This window comes from Acinetobacter lactucae (assembly GCF_001605885.1).
Lineage (GTDB): Bacteria > Pseudomonadota > Gammaproteobacteria > Pseudomonadales > Moraxellaceae > Acinetobacter > Acinetobacter lactucae.
Genome location: NZ_LRPE01000039.1, coordinates 318756 through 338159, shown reverse-complemented (window position 1 = coordinate 338159; position 19404 = coordinate 318756). Strand labels below are relative to the sequence as shown.

Annotated in this window: 16 protein-coding genes and 1 riboswitch; of the genes, 13 read left to right on the top strand and 3 right to left on the bottom strand. The window is 40.9% G+C overall.

The window, feature by feature from the left end; genetic code table 11:
• Window positions 1-53: 53 nt before the first annotated feature.
• Complete coding sequence (locus AWW73_RS17590) at window positions 54-266, bottom strand: DUF1737 domain-containing protein (protein WP_057106086.1); 213 nt, start codon at window positions 264-266, stop codon at window positions 54-56.
• Between the two features lie 160 nt (window positions 267-426).
• On the opposite strand from AWW73_RS17590, the gene gshB reads away from it, so the two are divergent.
• The 8 genes from gshB (at window position 427) to lpxC (ending at window position 9663) form a co-directional block, all read left to right on the top strand.
• Window positions 427-1371 (top strand): glutathione synthase, encoded by a 945-nt coding sequence (gene gshB / locus AWW73_RS17585; RefSeq protein ID WP_057106087.1) that lies wholly within the window; start codon window positions 427-429, stop codon window positions 1369-1371.
• A 237-nt stretch (window positions 1372-1608) separates the two neighbouring features.
• Window positions 1609-2706, top strand: coding sequence for an undecaprenyldiphospho-muramoylpentapeptide beta-N-acetylglucosaminyltransferase (gene murG, locus AWW73_RS17580; RefSeq protein WP_062850290.1), 1098 nt, complete (start codon window positions 1609-1611; stop codon window positions 2704-2706).
• An 11-nt stretch (window positions 2707-2717) separates the two neighbouring features.
• Window positions 2718-4166, top strand: a complete 1449-nt coding sequence (gene murC, locus AWW73_RS17575) for a UDP-N-acetylmuramate--L-alanine ligase (RefSeq protein WP_062850289.1) — start codon at window positions 2718-2720, stop codon at window positions 4164-4166.
• Window positions 4167-4203: 37 nt separating this feature from the next.
• Window positions 4204-5130 carry a D-alanine--D-alanine ligase gene (locus tag AWW73_RS17570; protein ID WP_032054508.1) on the top strand — a complete coding sequence of 309 codons (927 nt, stop codon included), beginning with the start codon at window positions 4204-4206 and terminating at the stop codon, window positions 5128-5130.
• A 2-nt stretch (window positions 5131-5132) separates the two neighbouring features.
• Window positions 5133-5987 carry a cell division protein FtsQ/DivIB gene (locus tag AWW73_RS17565; RefSeq protein ID WP_016143786.1) on the top strand — a complete coding sequence of 285 codons (855 nt, stop codon included), beginning with the start codon at window positions 5133-5135 and terminating at the stop codon, window positions 5985-5987.
• Window positions 5988-6047: 60 nt separating this feature from the next.
• Window positions 6048-7310, top strand: a complete 1263-nt coding sequence (ftsA, locus tag AWW73_RS17560; RefSeq protein ID WP_002122057.1) for a cell division protein FtsA — start codon at window positions 6048-6050, stop codon at window positions 7308-7310.
• A 164-nt stretch (window positions 7311-7474) separates the two neighbouring features.
• On the top strand, window positions 7475-8650 hold the full coding sequence (gene ftsZ, locus AWW73_RS17555) for a cell division protein FtsZ (protein ID WP_002121912.1): 1176 nt from the start codon (window positions 7475-7477) through the stop codon (window positions 8648-8650).
• A 110-nt stretch (window positions 8651-8760) separates the two neighbouring features.
• The gene (gene lpxC, locus AWW73_RS17550) at window positions 8761-9663 is read left to right on the top strand and encodes a UDP-3-O-acyl-N-acetylglucosamine deacetylase (RefSeq protein WP_031949617.1); all 903 of its coding nucleotides are present in this window, start codon (window positions 8761-8763) and stop codon (window positions 9661-9663) included.
• 97 nt (window positions 9664-9760) lie between these two features.
• On the opposite strand, the gene AWW73_RS17545 is transcribed toward lpxC, so the two are convergent.
• Window positions 9761-10207, bottom strand: a complete 447-nt coding sequence (locus AWW73_RS17545; protein ID WP_079748565.1) for a DciA family protein — start codon at window positions 10205-10207, stop codon at window positions 9761-9763.
• Between the two features lie 100 nt (window positions 10208-10307).
• On the opposite strand from AWW73_RS17545, the gene AWW73_RS17540 reads away from it, so the two are divergent.
• The 5 genes from AWW73_RS17540 (at window position 10308) to AWW73_RS17520 (ending at window position 17179) form a co-directional block, all read left to right on the top strand.
• Window positions 10308-11000, top strand: a complete 693-nt coding sequence (locus tag AWW73_RS17540; protein ID WP_031949615.1) for a M23 family metallopeptidase — start codon at window positions 10308-10310, stop codon at window positions 10998-11000.
• Window positions 11001-11250: 250 nt separating this feature from the next.
• Window positions 11251-13968 carry a pyruvate dehydrogenase (acetyl-transferring), homodimeric type gene (aceE, locus tag AWW73_RS17535; protein WP_002121885.1) on the top strand — a complete coding sequence of 906 codons (2718 nt, stop codon included), beginning with the start codon at window positions 11251-11253 and terminating at the stop codon, window positions 13966-13968.
• A 2-nt stretch (window positions 13969-13970) separates the two neighbouring features.
• Window positions 13971-15953 carry a 2-oxo acid dehydrogenase subunit E2 gene (locus AWW73_RS17530; protein WP_062850288.1) on the top strand — a complete coding sequence of 661 codons (1983 nt, stop codon included), beginning with the start codon at window positions 13971-13973 and terminating at the stop codon, window positions 15951-15953.
• Window positions 15954-16095: 142 nt separating this feature from the next.
• Window positions 16096-16374: a hypothetical protein gene (locus tag AWW73_RS17525; RefSeq protein WP_061874415.1), complete on the top strand. Its 279-nt coding sequence runs from the start codon at window positions 16096-16098 to the stop codon at window positions 16372-16374.
• 28 nt (window positions 16375-16402) lie between these two features.
• A riboswitch (yybP-ykoY riboswitch) is annotated at window positions 16403-16588 on the top strand.
• A gap of 15 nt (window positions 16589-16603) precedes the next feature.
• A complete protein-coding gene (locus AWW73_RS17520) occupies window positions 16604-17179 on the top strand; it encodes a TMEM165/GDT1 family protein (protein WP_062850360.1) in 576 nt (191 codons plus the stop codon).
• A 61-nt stretch (window positions 17180-17240) separates the two neighbouring features.
• Here AWW73_RS17520 and AWW73_RS17515 read toward each other — a convergent pair whose 3' ends face one another.
• A complete protein-coding gene (locus AWW73_RS17515; RefSeq protein WP_062850287.1) occupies window positions 17241-19373 on the bottom strand; it encodes a TonB-dependent siderophore receptor in 2133 nt (710 codons plus the stop codon).
• Window positions 19374-19404 lie beyond the last annotated feature (31 nt).

Genomic DNA, 19404 nt, shown 5'->3' with positions numbered 1-19404 from the left:
TGTTAATTAGGTTTTAAAGGGGACTTTTGTCGATTAAAAGCACCCTTCTGGAATTACGCGTTATTTTTGAGAACATCTAAAATATCCAGTTCTGGATCATAATTTTCATCAATTGTTTTGCAAATTGCTTGTCCCACAATGACATGCGTGCCGTTAAAGGTCATAGTGGGTGCTTCATATAATTCCCAACCATGATTCAGTGCTTTAGTCACTCGTGCACAAAATGCAGAATCATCCGGGCCAGTTAAATAGCGATAAAGTTTCATGTTTAGCCTTTAAAAATAATATTTTATGAGCATAGTTTAACTGAATTTATCTTAATTCAAGATAAAGAAATAACTGATAAGGTTTTACTGAAATTAAGAAAAACCAGTGAAAAATCTCAGTTATACTCATGCTAATTTAAATTTTAAGAAGAGCTTGAGCATGCGTGTACTTGTCGTCATGGATCCGATTGAAACCGTAAACCTTAAAAAGGATTCAACCATGGCAATGTTGTGGGCGGCGAGCCGTCGTGGACATGAATTAGGTTATGCATTACAACAAGATTTATATATCGATCAAGGAAAAGCTTACGGTCTCATTTCACCGTTAAAGGTGTTCGAAGATTACAACCATTACTATGAGCTAGGCGAAAAGAAAAAAGAATCTATCGCGGCTTACGATGTTGTGCTCATGCGTAAAGATCCGCCGTTTGATATGAACTTTGTCTACACGACTTATGTGCTTGAGCAAGCTGAGCGCGAAGGTTCATGGATTATTAATAAGCCTCAGTCATTGCGTGATTGCAATGAAAAACTTTTTGCAACGCAATTTCCAGAACTACAAGTACCTACACTTGTGACATCGCAACAAAGTTTAATCCGTGAATTTATTAAAGAACATGGCGATGTCATTGTTAAGCCACTTGATGGTATGGGTGGTATGGGTATTTTCCGTTTATACCAAGACGGTGTAAATATTGGTTCTACTCTAGAAATGCTGACAGAGCTTGGTACACGTCCAATTATGGCACAGCGCTACATTCCTGAAATTGTAGAAGGGGATAAGCGTATTTTAATGGTAAACGGTGAGCCTATTCCTTACTGTTTAGCTCGTATTCCACAAAATGGTGAAGTGCGCGGTAACTTGGCGGCAGGCGGTTTAGGCCAAGCGCGTCCGCTTACCGAAAATGATAAGCTGATCGCGGCTAAGATCGGTCCTTTCTTACGCGAAAAAGGTTTGGTTTTTGTTGGTTTAGATGTAATTGGTAATTATGTTACTGAAATTAATGTCACTAGCCCAACCTGTATTCGTGAAATTGATGCTCAATTTGGTACATCAATTGCAGACGATCTATTTGATGTATTAGAAGCTGGTCGTTCAGCTTAACTCGTTATTTCAGGTGGTTTTCTAAGGTATTTATGGGAAATCACCTGAAAATATATGAATTAATAAAATAACAATACTAAATACACCACAGCTTTGTAGGCATATTTTCAAAAAAGCACATCTTTCTGTTATAAACGAGTGAAATTAGCTTTTCGTTAATGAAGCTTTAGGATTAAAATAAACGGCTACAAAAATAGATGACAATTTCCATTGTTTTTTGAGTTGAAGAATTAGACCGTGACCGATTCACAGCAAAGCAAACCCAAACATGTCATGATGATGGCTGCCGGTACAGGTGGACATGTTTTCCCAGCCCTCGCCGTAGCCAAACAACTTCAACAACAAGGTTGTCAGGTTTCATGGTTAGCCACGCCAACAGGTATGGAAAATCGGTTATTAAAAGATCAAAATATTCCAATATATCAAATTGATATCCAAGGTGTTCGTGGCAATGGATTAGTCCGTAAAGTTGCTGCACCTTTTAAAATTCTAAAAGCTACTTTTAGTGCAATGCGCTATATGAAGCAGCTTAAAGTTGATGCAGTTGCAGGTTTTGGCGGTTATGTGGCGGGACCGGGTGGTCTAGCTGCACGTTTATTAGGTATTCCTGTACTTATTCACGAGCAAAATGCAGTTGCAGGTTTTACCAATGCACAGTTATCTCGTGTTGCTAAAGTGGTGTGCGAAGCATTTCCAAATACCTTTCCTGCTGGTGGAAAAGTTGTAACCACAGGAAACCCTGTGCGTCGTGAAATCACGGATATTTTAAGCCCAAAGTGGCGCTATGATGAGCGCGAGCAAGTGGGTAAGCCGTTAAATATTTTAATTGTGGGCGGATCTTTAGGTGCCAAAGCACTCAATGAGCGCTTACCTCCAGCATTAAAACAATTACAAGTTCCACTCAATATTTTTCACCAGTGTGGTCAGCAACAAGTTGAGGCAACTCAAGCACTTTATGCAGATGCACCAGCTCATTTAGCCGTACATGTTTTGCCGTTTATTGAAGATATGGCAAAGGCTTATAGTGAAGCGGATTTAATTATTTGTCGAGCTGGAGCACTTACGGTAACAGAAGTTGCAACAGCAGGGGTGGCCGCAGTTTTTGTACCACTCCCTATAGCAGTTGATGACCATCAAACTGCAAATGCCAAATTTCTGGCCGATGTCGGTGCTGCGAAAATTTGCCAGCAATCGACCATGACACCAGATGTTTTAAATGAATTGTTCACTTCGCTGATGAACCGCCAATTACTTACAGAAATGGCAGTGAAAGCGCGTCAACATGCCCAACCAAATGCGACTCAGCATGTGGTTGATCTTATCCAAAAAATGTAATCGGATTTACTATGTCTCCATCAACAGCTGCGAACCAAGCAAAAAAACTGATTAAAGTGCCTGAAATGCGCCGTATCAAACACATTCATTTTGTGGGGATCGGTGGCGCTGGGATGTGTGGCATTGCAGAGGTTTTGGGTAACCAAGGCTATAAAATTTCCGGTTCAGACATTAAAGCGTCTAAAACTACAGAACAATTAGAGAAAAATGGCATTAAAGTTTATATTGGCCATCAACCGGAAAATATTAAAAATGCTAATGTGCTTGTAGTTTCTACAGCAATTGATCCGGAAAATCCAGAAATTAAAGCTGCGATTGAACAGCGTATTCCAATTGTACGTCGTGCAGAGATGCTAGGCGAACTTATGCGTTATCGTCATGGTATTGCTGTAGCAGGTACACATGGTAAAACCACAACTACAAGTCTTTTGACGACCATGTTGGCTGAAGAAAACCTTGATCCAACTTACGTTATTGGTGGTTTACTTAACAGTACAGGCGTAAATGCGGCATTAGGTGAAAGCCGTTTCATCGTAGCTGAAGCTGATGAATCAGACGCATCTTTCCTTTATTTACAACCAATGGCAGCGATTGTAACGAATATCGATGCTGACCATATGGATACCTATGAAGGTAGCTTTGATAAATTAAAAGATACATTTGTACAGTTCCTTCATAACTTACCATTTTATGGCTTAGCTGTAGTTTGTGGTGATGATGCGAACATTCGTGAAATTCTACCGCGTGTAGGCCGCCCGGTCATTACTTATGGTTTTAATGAAGATAATGACATTCGCGCAGTTGATATTGAACAAGATGGTATGCGTTCGCACTTTACTGTGTTGCGTAAAGGCCGTGAACCATTGCGTTTAACAATTAATCAACCAGGCTTACATAATGTTTTAAATGCCTTGGCAGCAATTGGTGTTGCAACAGATGAAGGTGTTTCTGATGATGCAATTAGCCGTGCATTAGAAGGATTTAGTGGTGTAGGTCGCCGCTTCCAAGTGCAGGGTGAATTTGAACTTGCTGATGGCAACGTTAAATTAGTTGATGACTATGGACACCATCCGAAAGAAGTAGAAGCAACCATTAAAGCTGCACGTCAAAGCCATCCGGACCGTCGTTTGGTTATGTTGTTTCAGCCACACCGTTACTCTCGTACTCGCGATTGTTTTGATGACTTCATTGAAGTGCTCTCTCAAGTCGATCAACTATTATTGTTGGAAGTTTATCCTGCTGGTGAAAAGCCTATTGTGGGTGCAGACAGCCGTACTTTGGCGCGTAGTATTCGTTTACGTGGACAAGTGGAACCGATTTTGGTCGATCCGGTTGAAGGTAATTTGCAAAACATCATGAAAAATGTGTTACAACCAAATGACTTGTTATTAACGCAAGGTGCGGGTAACGTGGGAGCGATTTCAGTAGAACTTGCACAACACCATTTGTATGTGAAATAAACAAAAAGTATTGAATTATCGGGTTAAGGATTTAAACGTGTCAAATGCTACAAAATTCGGCAAAGTTGCCGTGCTGTTTGGTGGGAAATCGGCTGAGCGTGCTGTGTCTTTGGATAGTGGTCAGGCAGTTTTGGACGCTTTGTTACGTTCAGGTGTGCAGGCTGAAGCATTTGATCCGCAAGACCGCAGTGTGACTGAACTTGTAAATTATGATCGTGCATTTATTGTATTGCATGGTCGCGGTGGTGAAGATGGCCAGATTCAAGGTGTGCTTGAATGGTTAAACCTGCCTTATACCGGAACAGGTGTGCAAGGTTCTGCCATTGGTATGGATAAAGTTAAAACCAAGCAAATTTGGCAAGGTAGCGATTTACCTACAGCACCATATCGCATTATTACTAAAGAAACAGATTTAGATGCGGTGATTGCTGAGTTAGGCTTACCTGTCATTATTAAACCTGTACATGAAGGCTCGAGTGTCGGCATGAGTAAGGTTGAGAAAGCAGAAGATTTTGCAGCTGCAATTGAGAAAGCGACTCAGCACGATGCTGTGGTGATGGCAGAAAAGTGGATCACTGGTCGTGAGTTCACAATTTCATTCCTAAATGGACAGCCTTTACCGGTTATTCGTTTGCAACCACCAGCAGATGTTGCTTTCTATGACTATGAAGCGAAATATCAACGTAATGATGTAGAGTATGGTATTCCTTGTGGTCTCAGTGAGGCAGAAGAGAAAAACCTACAAGCATTGTGTTTACGTGCTTTTCAGGCTGTTGGCGCAGAAGGCTGGGGCCGTATTGATGCGATGCAGGATGAGCAAGGCAATTTCTGGCTTTTAGAAGTAAATACTGTTCCGGGTATGACTAGCCACTCTTTAGTTCCAAAAGCTGCTAAAGCTGTGGGTTATAGCTTTGATGAATTGTGTGTTGCAATTCTTGAGCAAACATTGGAAGGTACGGCTTAAATATGGCACAACTTCCGGCTTCCATGCGCCGTAAACGTGCGGCCATCACCTCTATTCATGATAAACCGCCTACGCGTAAGCAGAAACTTGCGAATGCTGGTGGATGGGTGCTGTTGGTTATTGCTTTTGTGGTGCTGGCAGTCGGAATTTATGGGTTATATAAAGTTATTACAGATGCGACAGTTGCAAAGCTAGAAGTTGTAGGTTCAACGACGTCAGTTGAAACACAACAAGTGATGCAACATGTTGCTCCAACTATAAAAGCGAATTATTTCACATCTGATTTAGAACAAATTCGTGACAAAACATTAGAAATTTCATGGGTAGACCGGGTTGTTGTATCTCGTGCTTGGCCCAATGGTATTCGTGTTCGTGTCATGCCTCGACATGCTATCGCCCGTTGGGGAACAGGTCGCTTGTTAAGCGATGGAGGCGATGTATTTAGTGAGGCGGAGCCAACAATTCATCCTGAACTTCCGTTGCTTCATGGGCCGGTAAGTCAGTCAAAAATGATGATGCGACGCTATAATGAAATTAATCAATTATTCCATCCTGTCAATTTACGCTTAAAAGAGTTATATCTAACTGAGCGAATGACTTGGTTTATGCAGTTTGACTCAGGTTTACGTATTATTGTTGACCAAGATCAAACAATGAATAAGTTGCAACGTTTAAGTCATCTGGCACAATCTGACTTAAAACCGGTGTGGTCGAAAATATCAGCCATTGATTTGCGATATCGTAATGGATTATCTATTCAATGGAAGAACGCAACACCACCTAAAATTGTGAATGGTCAGTTTGTTGTAACGAGTGATGACACAAGCATTGCAGGTGGAACAAAAGCAAAGCCATAATACGTGGCTTTAAAATAGGCAATTTGCCTGGTATTAAACAACAAAGAAATGGTATGAGTGATGAGTGAAGCTGTTCCCTCAGTTGTTGCGATTGACATTGGGACGCATAAAGTTTCAGTTTTGATTGGAAAAATTCATGCGCCGGATAACATTCAAGTTATCGGTATGGCAACTGCTCGCAATCGAGGCATGAATAAAGGAAAAATTGTAAGCCTCGATAAAGTCATTGCTGCGATTAAAAATGCTGTTGCTGAAGCGGAAAATATGGCCGAATGTCGCATTCATAGCGCATGGGTATCGATTCCGAGTACCGAGTTGCAAAGTTTTTATGCCTCTGGTCGCACACCAGTATCTAATCCAGCACATGTGATTACAACAAATGAAGTCGTGCGCGCGTTAGAATTGGCAAAAGCAAGTCATGTGACTTCTGATTACTATTTAGCAAGTGCAGTGCCGTTAGGCTTTGAACTGGGTGATTCTGCTGAATGGGTGCAGAATCCAATTAATATGACTGCCCATAGTATGACTGGACATTATCAACTCATGATGATGCCTATAGCGACTATGCAAAACCTTGATCGTGCTATGAAAGGCGCAAATATCGGGGTTGAAAAAATGGTGGTGTCTTGTCTGGCAACCGCTGAGGCAAGCTTGCTGAAAGATGAAAAAGAGTATGGTGTTTGTCTGGTTGATATTGGCGCAGGCATTACCAATCTTGCTGTTTATCTAGATGGACGTTTGGCTCTAGCACGTACATTGCAACGCGGTGGTGAACACGTTACACGTGATATTGCTGCTGTATTGCAAACCACGACAGAAGAAGCTGAACGAATTAAAATTCTGCATGGTTGTGTCGATTTAAGTGCTGTTAAGCCTGATCACATGATTCAGGTAGAAGGAATTGATGGCCCTCAAACCATTAGCCGAATTGAGTTGTCAGAAATTATTATTGCCCGTTATGAAGAGATCTTTAGCCAGATTCGCGATGAACTCGAACAAAGCGGTGCAATTCATGGTTTATACCATGGGGTAGTATTGACAGGGGATGCTTGTCAAATAGAAGGTATGGTGAGTTTAGCTCGTCGTATGTTGGGTGTATCTGCACATTTGGGTAATCCGCCGTTACAGGTTTATGCTGATGATCAACATCAAGCAGCCTTACGTCGTTCTATGTATGCAACAGCAGCTGGTTTGCTCATGTTTAGCCAAAGTGAGTTGCAAGATGCTGTTGAAGAGCCTGAAGAGGCAAATGACCGTTCGGTATGGGAACGAATGGTAAATGGCTGGAATGCGTTTAATAGCAAGTTAAAAGCCATTTTTTAGGATGTATGTATTTATTGGTAGAATTGTTAGGAAGTTGTAAGAGAAAACCGCTGTACTTGACAAGGTTGGTATTGCACAGCATTCTTAAAATTAGTTATTTTTGAAAATCAAGGCAGTATACGGGCTGAAGTGACTGCCATAATGTATTAGGAACCCTAAAGGTCATGGCCTCATTTGAATTTATAGAAGATGAACTAAACGATGGCAACGGTCAAGCCCGTTTCACTGTATTTGGTGTAGGTGGTGGTGGCGGTAATGCCGTTCAACATATGGTGCAGTCTGATATTCAAGGTGTTAAATTCGTTTGTGCCAATACAGACAAACAAGCACTGGACTGTATGAATGCACCTTTCAAAATTCAGTTAGGCGAGCAAAGTACACGTGGTTTAGGTGCTGGTGCTAATCCTGAAGTAGGGCAAGTTGCAGCAGAAGAAAGCCGTGAAATCATTCGTCACCACCTTGAAGGTACCGATATGGTTTTCGTTACCGCTGGTATGGGTGGTGGTACGGGTACTGGCGCAGCGCCTGTTGTGGCTGAAGTTGCCAAAGAAATGGGTATTTTGACTGTTGGTGTGGTTACAACGCCATTTAACTTTGAAGGCCGTCGCCGTTTAAAATCTGCTGAACGTGGTATTGAAGCACTTGAAGCTCATGTTGATTCATTGATTATTATCCCTAACCAGCGCTTATTGAGCGTATATGGCGATATTTCAATGAAAGATGCTTATAAAAAAGCTGATGATGTATTGTTAAACGCTGTACGTAGTATCTTTGACTTGGTTGTTAACCGTGGTCACATTAACCTTGACTTCGCCGATTTGAAAACTGCAATGAGTACTCGCGGTTACGCAATGATGGGTGCTGGTTTAGGTCGTGGCGAAGATCGTGCGCGTCAAGCTGCTGAACAAGCAATTCGCAGTCCATTACTTGATAACGTAAATATTATTAATGCCAAAGGCGTGTTAATTAACATTACTGGTGGTGATGACATTACGTTGCGTGAGACAGAAATTATTACTGACGTGGTAAACCAGATTGTTGACCTTGATGAAGGCGAAATCTTCTACGGTACAGTATTTGATCCAGATGCACGTGATGAATTACGCGTAACAGTGATTGCAACTGGTTTAACTCGTAATGCAGCAGATGCTGAACCGAGAAAACGTAATACGGTAAGCCATGCATCGAGTCAGTCAGCTCAATCTGTTGATGAAGATGATGTTCCTGCCATCAATAAGCGTCAAAATGCTGATAATGAAGTAAGTAGTACAGCAAGTTCTACACCACGTTCTTCTCCAATGAGTATTCAAGATTACTTGAAAAATCAGCAACGTAAGTAAATTATCGTTAGTTTTAATGAAAGGCAGTGTTTAAACACTGCCTTTTTTTATTTTTGATCAATGACTAAATATGCTAACGTATAGCGGTTTTAAAAAAGAAGTTACAAAGCATGGTGAAACAGCGTACTCTCAGTCGTGTGGTAAAAGCGAGTGGAATAGGTCTTCATAGCGGTCAAAAAGTGATGATCAATTTCATTCCACATACCGTGGATGGAGGTATTGTATTTCGCCGTATCGATTTGGATCCACCAGTCGATATACCTGCCAATGCATTATTGATTCAAGAAGCTTTTATGTGCTCCAACTTAGTCACTGGAGATATAAAAGTTGGAACAATTGAGCATGTAATGAGTGCAATTGCAGGTTTAGGAATTGATAACCTGATTGTTGAAGTGTCTGCTTCTGAAGTTCCAATCATGGATGGAAGTGCCGGCCCATTTATTTACCTTTTAATGCAAGGTGGATTACGTGAGCTGGATGCACCGAAAAAATTTATAAAAATATTAAAACCAGTTGAAGCCCTCATTGATGATAAAAAAGCAATTTTTAGACCGCATAATGGTTTTCAATTAAATTTTACAATTGATTTTGACCATCCTGCATTTGCTAAAGAATATCAATCTGCGACGATTGACTTTTCGACTGAAACTTTTGTTTATGAAGTTAGTGAAGCGCGTACTTTTGGTTTCATGAAAGATTTAGACTACCTGAAAGCCAATAATTTAGCGTTAGGTGCAAGCTTAGATAATGCAATTGGTGTAGATGATACAGGGGTCGTCAATGAAGAAGGCTTACGTTTCGCCGATGAATTCGTCAGACATAAGATTTTAGATGCAGTAGGTGATTTGTATTTGCTTGGTCATCAAATTATTGCCAAGTTCGATGGCTACAAATCAGGACATGCTTTAAATAATCAGTTGTTACGCAATGTTCAAAGTGATCCGAGTAATTATGAAATTGTAACATTTGATGACGAGAGTCAGTGTCCAATTCCATATGTCAGCGTGACATAAGTCATTGTCTTTACTTGGCTACGTTATAATGTAACATTAAAAATTGTGATTCTTATCACATAATAATAATGATTCTAATTAAGAAATAGAAAGCTCGTCATTTTTTATTGCTTGCCAAACGTAGTAAAGCTTGGCTAAGCTTAGGGTCGCTCACGAAGTCGGCTGCACTACGTAACATTTCTTGTGCTTCCGGGGGGATGGGTTTAGATGGCTCAGATGAGGGTGCATTGGAAATATTTTTGTTTCTCAAACGAACCTGAATTCTTTGTAAGTCTTTTAACCCTTCAAGCTGAGATAATTTAGATACATATTGGTTCTGTAAGTAACTGAGTTGACTGATCATCGCTTGATTTTCACCAGTAATGATTAAAGAACCATTTTGATAACACACGACCTGCCATTGTTCCGGTTGGGGCAATAAGGGTTGGATAATTTTCGTAAGTCTTTGCCATTGCGCGACTTGCGTTGTTAGAAACGTAAGGTTTCCTGTTTTTATGTGTTTTCCGGTTTGTTGAAAAACGTTATCGGGTTTAGACATGGTCATTCTCGGATAGATTCTTGTCTTAATCTTAAGCGTTCATTTCAATCGATATCAAGGAAGAGATCATAAGGAACTTGAGTAAGAACAGTTTCAAGAGGTTTTTATGCACACGCGTCGTATTTTATTAGCGTTTTCACTTGCCGCTTCGGCAGCATCAGTTGCTTTTGCAGATTATCAAACAATTAACCAATCTACTGACTCAGATCGATTGGAACAACTATCAAAAACATTATCTCAAGGTTCATATACTCATCCCGATGATTTAGATCTTCCGGCGAGTGCGAAAGTTTCAGTGACCTTACGCCAAAAACCAGTTGAACTCAACAATGAGTCGCTCGCAAAGAAGTACGGTAGTACGACTGCAAAAAATTCATTTAAAGCCTCTTCTTCAAATCCTTACTCTTGGTTAGTTTCTCATCCTCTTCCTGATACAGTACGAGTTTCTTCGAACTTTGGTGGTCGCACCATGGGTGGTCGCGCAGAACATCATGGCGGTTTGGATATGGCGGCTCCGAGTGGCACACCAATTTATGCTACAGGCCCAGGTATAGTAACTAAATCTGGTTGGGGTACTGGCTATGGTCAATATGTTGAAATTAACCATGGTAACGGTTATTTAACGCGTTATGCGCATGCTTCACGTCTAATGGTGCGTGTAGGCGACCAAGTATCTGCAGGTGAGCATATTGCTAATGTAGGGTGTACAGGTCGCTGTACTGGTCCACATTTGCACTATGAAGTAGTAAAAGATGGTCAACGTAAAAACCCAACTACTTACTTGGCAATGCTTCCATAAAAGCATAGTTAAAAGGGTGAAGTTATTAAATTTATGAATCTAAAACTAAGCCTAAACCTTTTTTAACGCAAAGATTGTATAAAAAAACGCCATTATTGGCGTTTTTTTGTTATTTTGTTTAATGCTCGGTCAATGACTATTCATTCAGAAAATAATAGGGCCCCCTCACATTCACCCGAGGCAATAACTTGAAAGGGGTAAAACGTGGTAAAAATACAAAGTAGATTAGAGAACAAGGAACAGGTGAATTATGGCGTTTTACGGTGACTCCGACGCACAAGAAACCCAAGAATGGCAAGATGCATTCGATTCAGTTTTACAACATATGGGAACTGAACGAGCGGCATTCTTGTTGGAAAAACTTTACCAACAAGCAATTGCTAAGCATGTTCCAATTCAACGTCTCAATACACCTTACTTAAATACAATTTCTGTTGAAGAACAACCTGCAATGCCAGGCGACCAAGATATGGAACGCCGTATTCGTGCATTGATTCGTTGGAATGCCTTAGCAATGGTACTTCGTGCGAATAAAACAGGTGATGATTTAGGTGGACACTTGGCGAGTTTCGCATCAAGTGCAACATTATATGACGTAGGTTTTAACCATTTCTTCCGCGCAAACAGCAATAGTTTTGGCGGAGATATGATTTATTACCAAGGACACTGTGCTCCTGGTATTTATGCACGTTCATTCCTTGAAGGACGTTTAACTGAAGAGCAGTTAAGTAATTTCCGCCGTGAAGTTGGCGGTAACGGTTTACCAAGCTATCCGCATCCATATTTAATGCCTGACTATTGGCAATTCCCAACCGTATCAATGGGTCTTGGTCCAATCATGTCGATTTATCAAGCGCACATTCAAAAATATTTGATGAATCGTGGCTTGATCAAAGAAGAAGATCGTAAAGTTTGGGCTTATCTTGGCGATGGCGAGATGGATGAACCAGAAAGTACTGGTGCAATTTCACTTGCTGGTCGTGAAAAGCTTGATAACCTTATCTGGGTTGTTAACTGTAACTTACAGCGTCTAGATGGTCCTGTACGTGGTAACGGTAAAATCATTCAAGAACTAGAATCTTTATTCCGTGGTGCGGGCTGGCGTGTCATTAAAGTAGTATGGGGACGTCATTGGGATCCATTACTTGCAAAAGACAGCACAGGCGCTTTAAAAGCGGTAATGGAAGAAACAGTTGATGGTGAATACCAACGCTATCAAGTGAAAGGTGGTGCATATACGCGTGAGAAATTCTTTGGCAAGTACCCAGAAGCTGCGGAACTTGTAAAAGATTTAAGCGATGAAGATATCGATAATCTTAACCGTGGTGGTCATGACCCGTACAAAGTTTTTGCTGCATATGCAGAAGCAATGAAAGCCAAAGGTCAACCAACAGTTATTCTTGCGAAAACTGTTAAAGGTTACGGTTTGTCTGAAGAAATTGAAGCGGTGAACAAAACTCACCAAATCAAAAAAATGCAGATCGACTCTTTGAAATATGTACGTGACCGTTTCAACCTTCCATTTACAGACGATAAGTTAGAAGAGCTTCCATTCTATCGTCCAAGTGAAAACTCTCCAGAAATGAAGTACATGAAGGCGCGTCGTGAAGCGTTAGGTGGTTACCTACCTGCACGTCGTAAAGAGAGTGAAATCTTAGCGATTCCTGAATTATCTGTATTTGATGCTGTATTAAATGGTTCAGGTGGAAAAGAGCAATCTACCACTATGGTGATGGTTCGTTTAATTGCTTCTTTACTCAAAGAAAAAGCGATTAAAGACCGCGTAGTACCAATCGTTCCAGATGAAGCACGTACTTTTGGTCTGGAAGGTATGTTCCGTCAGCTCGGTATCTATGCCGCTCACGGTCAAAAATATACTCCAGAAGACCAAGAACAGTTAATGCATTACCGTGAAGCAAGTGATGGTCACATGCTACAAGAAGGGATTAACGAAGCTGGTGCGATGAGTGCATGGGCTGCGTTGGCAACAAGTTATTCAACTAATAACTTGCCAATGATTCCAATGTATATGTACTACTCAATGTTTGGTTTCCAACGTATTGGTGACATTGCATGGGCAGCTGGTGATGCGCAAGCTCAAGGTTTCTTGTTAGGTGCAACTGCTGGTCGTACAACGTTGAACGGTGAAGGTTTACAGCACCAAGATGGTCATTCACATATCTTGGCGAACACGATTCCAAACTGTGTATCTTATGATCCATGTTTTGGTTATGAATTAGCTGTAATCGTACATGATGGTTTACAACGTATGTATGTGAACCAAGAGCGTGTGTTCTACTACTTAACTGTAATGAACGAAAACTACGAGCATCCTGCAATGCCTGAAGGCGCTGAGGAAGGCATTAAACGTGGTATGTACTTGTTCGAAAAAGATGAAAAAGCAACTGTCCAATTGCTTGGTTCAGGTGTGATTCTTCGCGAAGTGATCAAGGCTGCGAAAATCTTACGTGATGAATACCAAATCCATTCAAACGTTTGGAGTGTAACAAGCTTCAATGAGTTGTCACGTGATGGTATGGCATGTGAAGAATACAACCGTTTACACCCGCTTTCTGAAGAAGTGAAAGAATCTTGGGTATCTAAACAGTTACGTGGTACAGAAGGTATCGTTGTTTCAGCAACTGACCATATGCGTGCTTATAGCGAACAAATCCGTGCTTATCTTCCAGATGGTCGTCCATTTGTTGCATTAGGTACAGATGGATACGGTCGCTCAGATACACGTGCTAACTTACGTAGTTTCTTTGGTGTTGATGCTGCACATATCGTTGTTGCTACTTTGAAAAAATTAGCTGACGAAGGTGAAGTAGATGCACGTTTAGTTAAAGATGCAATTTCTAACTTTGAGTTAGATACTGACCGTCCAGTGGCATGGGCTCCTCAAGCGCATCCAGAAGTTCAGGCAGTTGCTGAATATAATGAAACGCAAACAGGTGAGGGGAACTAAGCATGCAAATTAAGACCCCTGATATTGGTGTAGATAAAGCAGTTGTTGCTGAAATTTTGGTAAAAGTTGGCGACAGCATTGCAGAAAATGATAGCCTTGTTTTGCTTGAGTCAGATAAAGCCTCTGTTGAAGTGCCTAGCACTTCAACAGGTGTGGTAAAAAGCATCTTAATCAAAGAAGGTGATAGCGTAACTGAAGGTACGGTATTGCTTGAACTTGAAGCTGAAGGAGCTGCACCAGCAGCTCAAGCAGAAGAAGCTCCAAAACCTGCACCAGCAACTGAGCAAACAGCAGCACCGGCAGCGGCACAACAGCCTTCAACTGCTGCTCAACCAGCAACGACAACAACTAGCCAAGTGGTTGAAGTTCAAGTTCCAGATATTGGTGTTGAAAAAGCACTGGTTGGTGAAATTTTAGTAAAAGTTGGCGAGCAAATCGATGTTGAGCAAAGCATCGTTGTGGTTGAGTCTGACAAAGCAACTGTAGAAGTACCAAGCAGTGTTGCGGGTACTGTAGAAAGCATTCAAGTTAAAGAAGGCGATACAGTTAAAGAAGGCGTGGTTCTCATTCAAGTGAAAACAACGTCTGCATCTAGTGCATCGGCTGAACCCGCTCCTACAACAGCAGCTCCGGCGGCAGCACCTGCACCAGCTCAGCAAGAAACTGTAGCATCGACTGCTACTCAATCTGGACCAGTTGATATTAACGTTCCTGATTTGGGTGTTGATAAAGCTGTTGTTGCTGAAATCTTGGTTCAGGTTGGTGACAAGGTTGATGTAGATCAAAGCCTTGTTGTCGTTGAGTCAGATAAAGCAACTGTGGAAGTTCCAAGTACTGTTGCGGGTGTTGTGAAAGCAATTCACTTACAGGCAGGTCAACAGGTTTCACAAGGTGTATTGCTTGCAACAATTGAAGCTGAAGGCCAAGCACCTGCTGCTGCACCAGCGGCAAAAGCAGAGGTAGCTCCCGCTCCACAGGCAGCAGCGCCTAAAGCGGCAACTCCTGCTCAGACTCAAGCTGTATCTGCTCCAGCGACTGGCAGTGACAAGTTAACCAAAGAGCAAGAAGCCGAAAACGCTAAAGTTTATGCAGGACCAGCTGTTCGTAAGCTTGCTCGTGAACTTGGTGTAGTTTTATCTCAAGTTAAGACTTCTGGCGAACATGGCCGTGTTGTTAAAGAAGATATCTTTGCGTATGTGAAGACTCGTTTAACTGCACCGCAAGCTGCACCAGTTGCTGCGGCTGCACCAGCAGTTTCAGGTTTGCCAAAGCTTCCTGACTTTACAGCATTTGGTGGCGTGGAAGAAAAAGTACTGACGCGTTTGCAGCAAGTATCAATTCCGCAATTGTCGTTGAACAACTTTATTCCACAGGTAACTCAGTTTGACCTTGCTGATATTACTGAGTTAGAAGATTGGCGTAATGAGCTAAAAGGTAACTTCAAAAAAGAAGGTATCAGCCTGACGATTATGGCATTCATTATCAAAGCGGTTGCGCATTTGTTGAAAGAAGAGCGTGAGTTCGCAGGCCATCTATCTGATGACGGTAAATCAGTGCTCTTGCGCAATGAAATCCATATGGGAATTGCGGTAGCAACACCTGATGGTTTAACTGTGCCAGTACTTCGTAACCCAGACCAAAAATCAATTAAGCAAATTGCAGTTGAATTGGGTGTGTTAGGTCAAAAAGCACGTGATAAGAAATTAACACCGAAAGACTTACAAGGTGCGAATTTCACCATCTCAAGTTTAGGCGCAATAGGTGGTACAGCATTTACACCACTTGTAAACTGGCCGCAAGTTGCGATTTTGGGTATTTCACCTGCAACGATGCAGCCTGTTTGGAATGGTAAGGACTTTGACCCACGCTTAATGTTGCCATTGTCATTGTCTTATGACCACCGTGTAATTAATGGTGCAGATGCAGCCCGCTTTACCAATAAACTTACGAAACTTCTTAAAGATATTCGTACTTTATTAATCTAATATTTTGAAATGAATCATTAAAACCTCGCTTCGGCGGGGTTTTATTTTGATATTTAATTTACTTGGTTTTAGGTTAATCTAAAGACGAAAAAAGTGTCGAGAGCGGAGAAATTTCTCGTTATTAGTAAAGGAGAAATAATAAATGGTAGGATTTTTGAAAATTATGGTGCCCATCCTATTGATTGTATTTTTATTGATGGGAGTGTGGGTGAGTATTTTACACTTTCCTTGGGAGTGGGTGACCTACGTTGCAATGGGCTTGGAAGTATTTGTAGCAATGCTTATTTTGCCGTTTGAATTTCAATCACAGCACGTAGCTGGTATTAATAATTTAGGGTTTATTAACTTAAGTATTTGTTTAGCTTTACTATTGGGCTTAGGGCGATTGTTAGTTTGGGCATGGATAAAATTTTTTATTTGAAAAATAGAATTGCTCGAATATAATGAGCACATACTTCATTGGGGAGTAGCCGCTATTCATTTCTGAATGAATAGGTGATGATCAACATAATTGTTCAACAGAACATGGTCATCATAGCTTAAACGTCTCATCGTTTCCGAGTTGGCAAGACCTTTGATTTACCACTCTGCAGATATTTGGCTAGCAGGAGGGGTAGGTCATGGGCATTTATGCTAGCCAGAGAAACGACATGCAAGAATTTCTGATTTCTACTTCGATTGTTGCCCTCGCTGAAATGGGCGATAAAACGCAACTTTTGGCCCTTTTACTGTCTGCCCGTTTCCGTAAGCCAATCCCTATTCTTATTGCGATTCTTTTAGCAACTTTAATTAACCATGGTATTTCTGCTGTGCTTGGCCAGTGGATTACAACCGTCCTGAGTCCCGAAATTTTAGTTTGGGTACTTGCCGCTGGCTTTATTGGCATGGCGTTCTGGATGCTTATCCCAGATGAGCTAGATGATGAAACGGCAAGTATTAATAAATGGCAAAAATTTGGTGTTTTTGGTGCAACTTTTATCTTATTTTTCTTGGCTGAAATTGGCGATAAAACCCAAATAGCAACAGTAGCCTTAGCTGCACGTTACGATAGTATTTTCTGGGTGATGCTAGGTACAACCTTAGGCATGATGATTGCCAATGCGCCAGCTGTATTTATTGGTAATAAATTGGCTGAACGTTTGTCTATCTCACTCATTCATAAAATTGGTGCGGCTATTTTCTTAATTGTAGGTGTCTCTACTTTGGTACAACATTATTTCTTCTAAGTAATTTTTTAAATCGTACAAAAAAACGCACTCATAACGAGTGCGTTTTTTATAGGTAATTTTAATAGTTAAATTTTACGGTAAAGTTAATTTGACGTGGATTGCCTAAAGTCACCATATTTTCGTTTAAGGCGCCTGCATAATAATCTTTATCGAATAGATTACGGATCGCAAGTTGAGCGCCCCAATGTCCAGCGTCATAGCCAGCTTCAGTGTCAAAGACTGTATAGCCTGGAATATGGACATCTAGTTTATCCATAGTTTTATATGTTTCGCCTCGGAATCCACCGCCAACATACCAACCAATTTTTGAGGCAGGGTCAAATTTATAACGAGCCGACAAGCTATAAGCGTGTTCAGGAATATTATCGAGAGGCTTTCCAACATTACTTGTGTTTGCATCTTTACTAATTTCAGCATCTGCGGTGTAAGTATAGGTCGCCGTAAGTTTTAAACCATCTAATACATCTGCATTTAATTCTGTCTCAATACCACGAGTTAATTGCTCGCCACGTTGTACTTTGAAAGTCGTGTCTGTAGGGTCGTTGACTAATACATTTTGACGTTTTAAATCATACCAAGCAACGCTACCTTGTATCCGCTGATCAGGACTTTGCAATTTCATTCCGACTTCAATCTGTTTGCCTTTTTCAGGATCAAAGGTATTTCCGGCAGAGTCTGACCCACTTGTTGGGAAGAAAGAGGTTGCATAGCTTACATAAGGCGCCACGACATCATTAATTGTATATAACAATGAGGCGTTACCTGTAAAAGCTTCTTCTGATTTTTTAGTATTGGTATTTTTAACTAAATCTACAGTTTGGGTTTGCGCCCAATCTTGGCGACCCGCAAGATTTAAAACGAGCTGGTCATTAATCTGAATGCGGTCACGTAAATATAACCCCATATACTTTAGGCGGTTAATATCATGGTTTGTGACTTTTTCTGGACAAGTGACTGTAGTGCCGTATTCTGGTGAATAGAGATTTAAATTTGTGGCAGAACAGCGATTATTTAGATAATCATTTTTGTCTTGCAGACCATCTAATCCAATCGTTATTTGATGTGCCATATCTGCAAACTGAAAGGTCTTTTGGACACTATTGTCGATTGAGAAACTTAGGTTACTAACATCTTGATAGCGGGCTTGACGTTTAAGGGTTGTATAGTTTTTATCGGTCCAGCCATTATAAAATACAGCAGGGCCAATCATTTCTGTTTTTTGAATTGCAAAGTTTTGCTTAAATTCCCAACCATTATTAAAAGCATGCCTAAAGTTATAACCTGTACGGAATACATCGGCATCATAAGCTCCGTAACTCGGTTCACCAATAAATAAGTCTTTTGGCAAACTTCCATTAGGATTGTCTTTTAATGTTCCAATAACAGGTAAGCCTTGCTGACGAATATATTCGCGGTGCTGGTAACTTGCGATGACAGAAAGGTCGGTGTTATCTCCTAAGTCAAAATTATAAGAAGGAGAGATATAGTAATTTTTAAAATACACATAATCTGTCGGGTCATCTTGGTCAGAAATACGGCCATTTAAACGGAAAGCACCTTTTTCACTATTATTTGGACTATAGTTTAAATCGAATGTCCCTTCCTTAAGATTATAGCTGCCATAAGTCATAGTGGCCCGAGCAAAGCTTTCAGCTTGAGGGCGTTTAGTCACTAAGTTGACCATACCACCTGGCTGTACTAATCCAAAATTAACAGAAGCTGGGCCTTTTAAAATTTGTACTTGATCCATGCCCGATATTTCTGCTGCAACAAAGGTGTTTTGTTGAGCTTGACGTAAACCATCTATAAAAATTTGATCAGAAGAAGTTTGTCCTCGGATAATGAAATCATCCCAACCACGACGACCAAGTTTTCCAGCTCCTACACCTGCCACGCCTTCAATTGCATCTGCAAGTGTCTTTGCTTGTTTCTGATCAAGTTGCTCGCGGGTCACCACCGAAACTGATTGAGCAGTTTTAAATAAAGGAGCATCTGATTTTAAAACAGAGGTAGCTTTCGTTGCGACATAGGGTGAAGAGCTTTCTTTTTGCGCTTGAACAGAAATTGTGGGTAGAACATTGGTCGAATTCTGTTGTTCTGTTATTTCTTCAGCATGACTTACTGTCATCGAAGTAAAAGTAGCAACTGCTAACAATGTTTTTGAAGTTGAAAAATGGAAGGGTTGATTCATGGGAGGCCTAAGCAGCACAAAAAGTAAATTT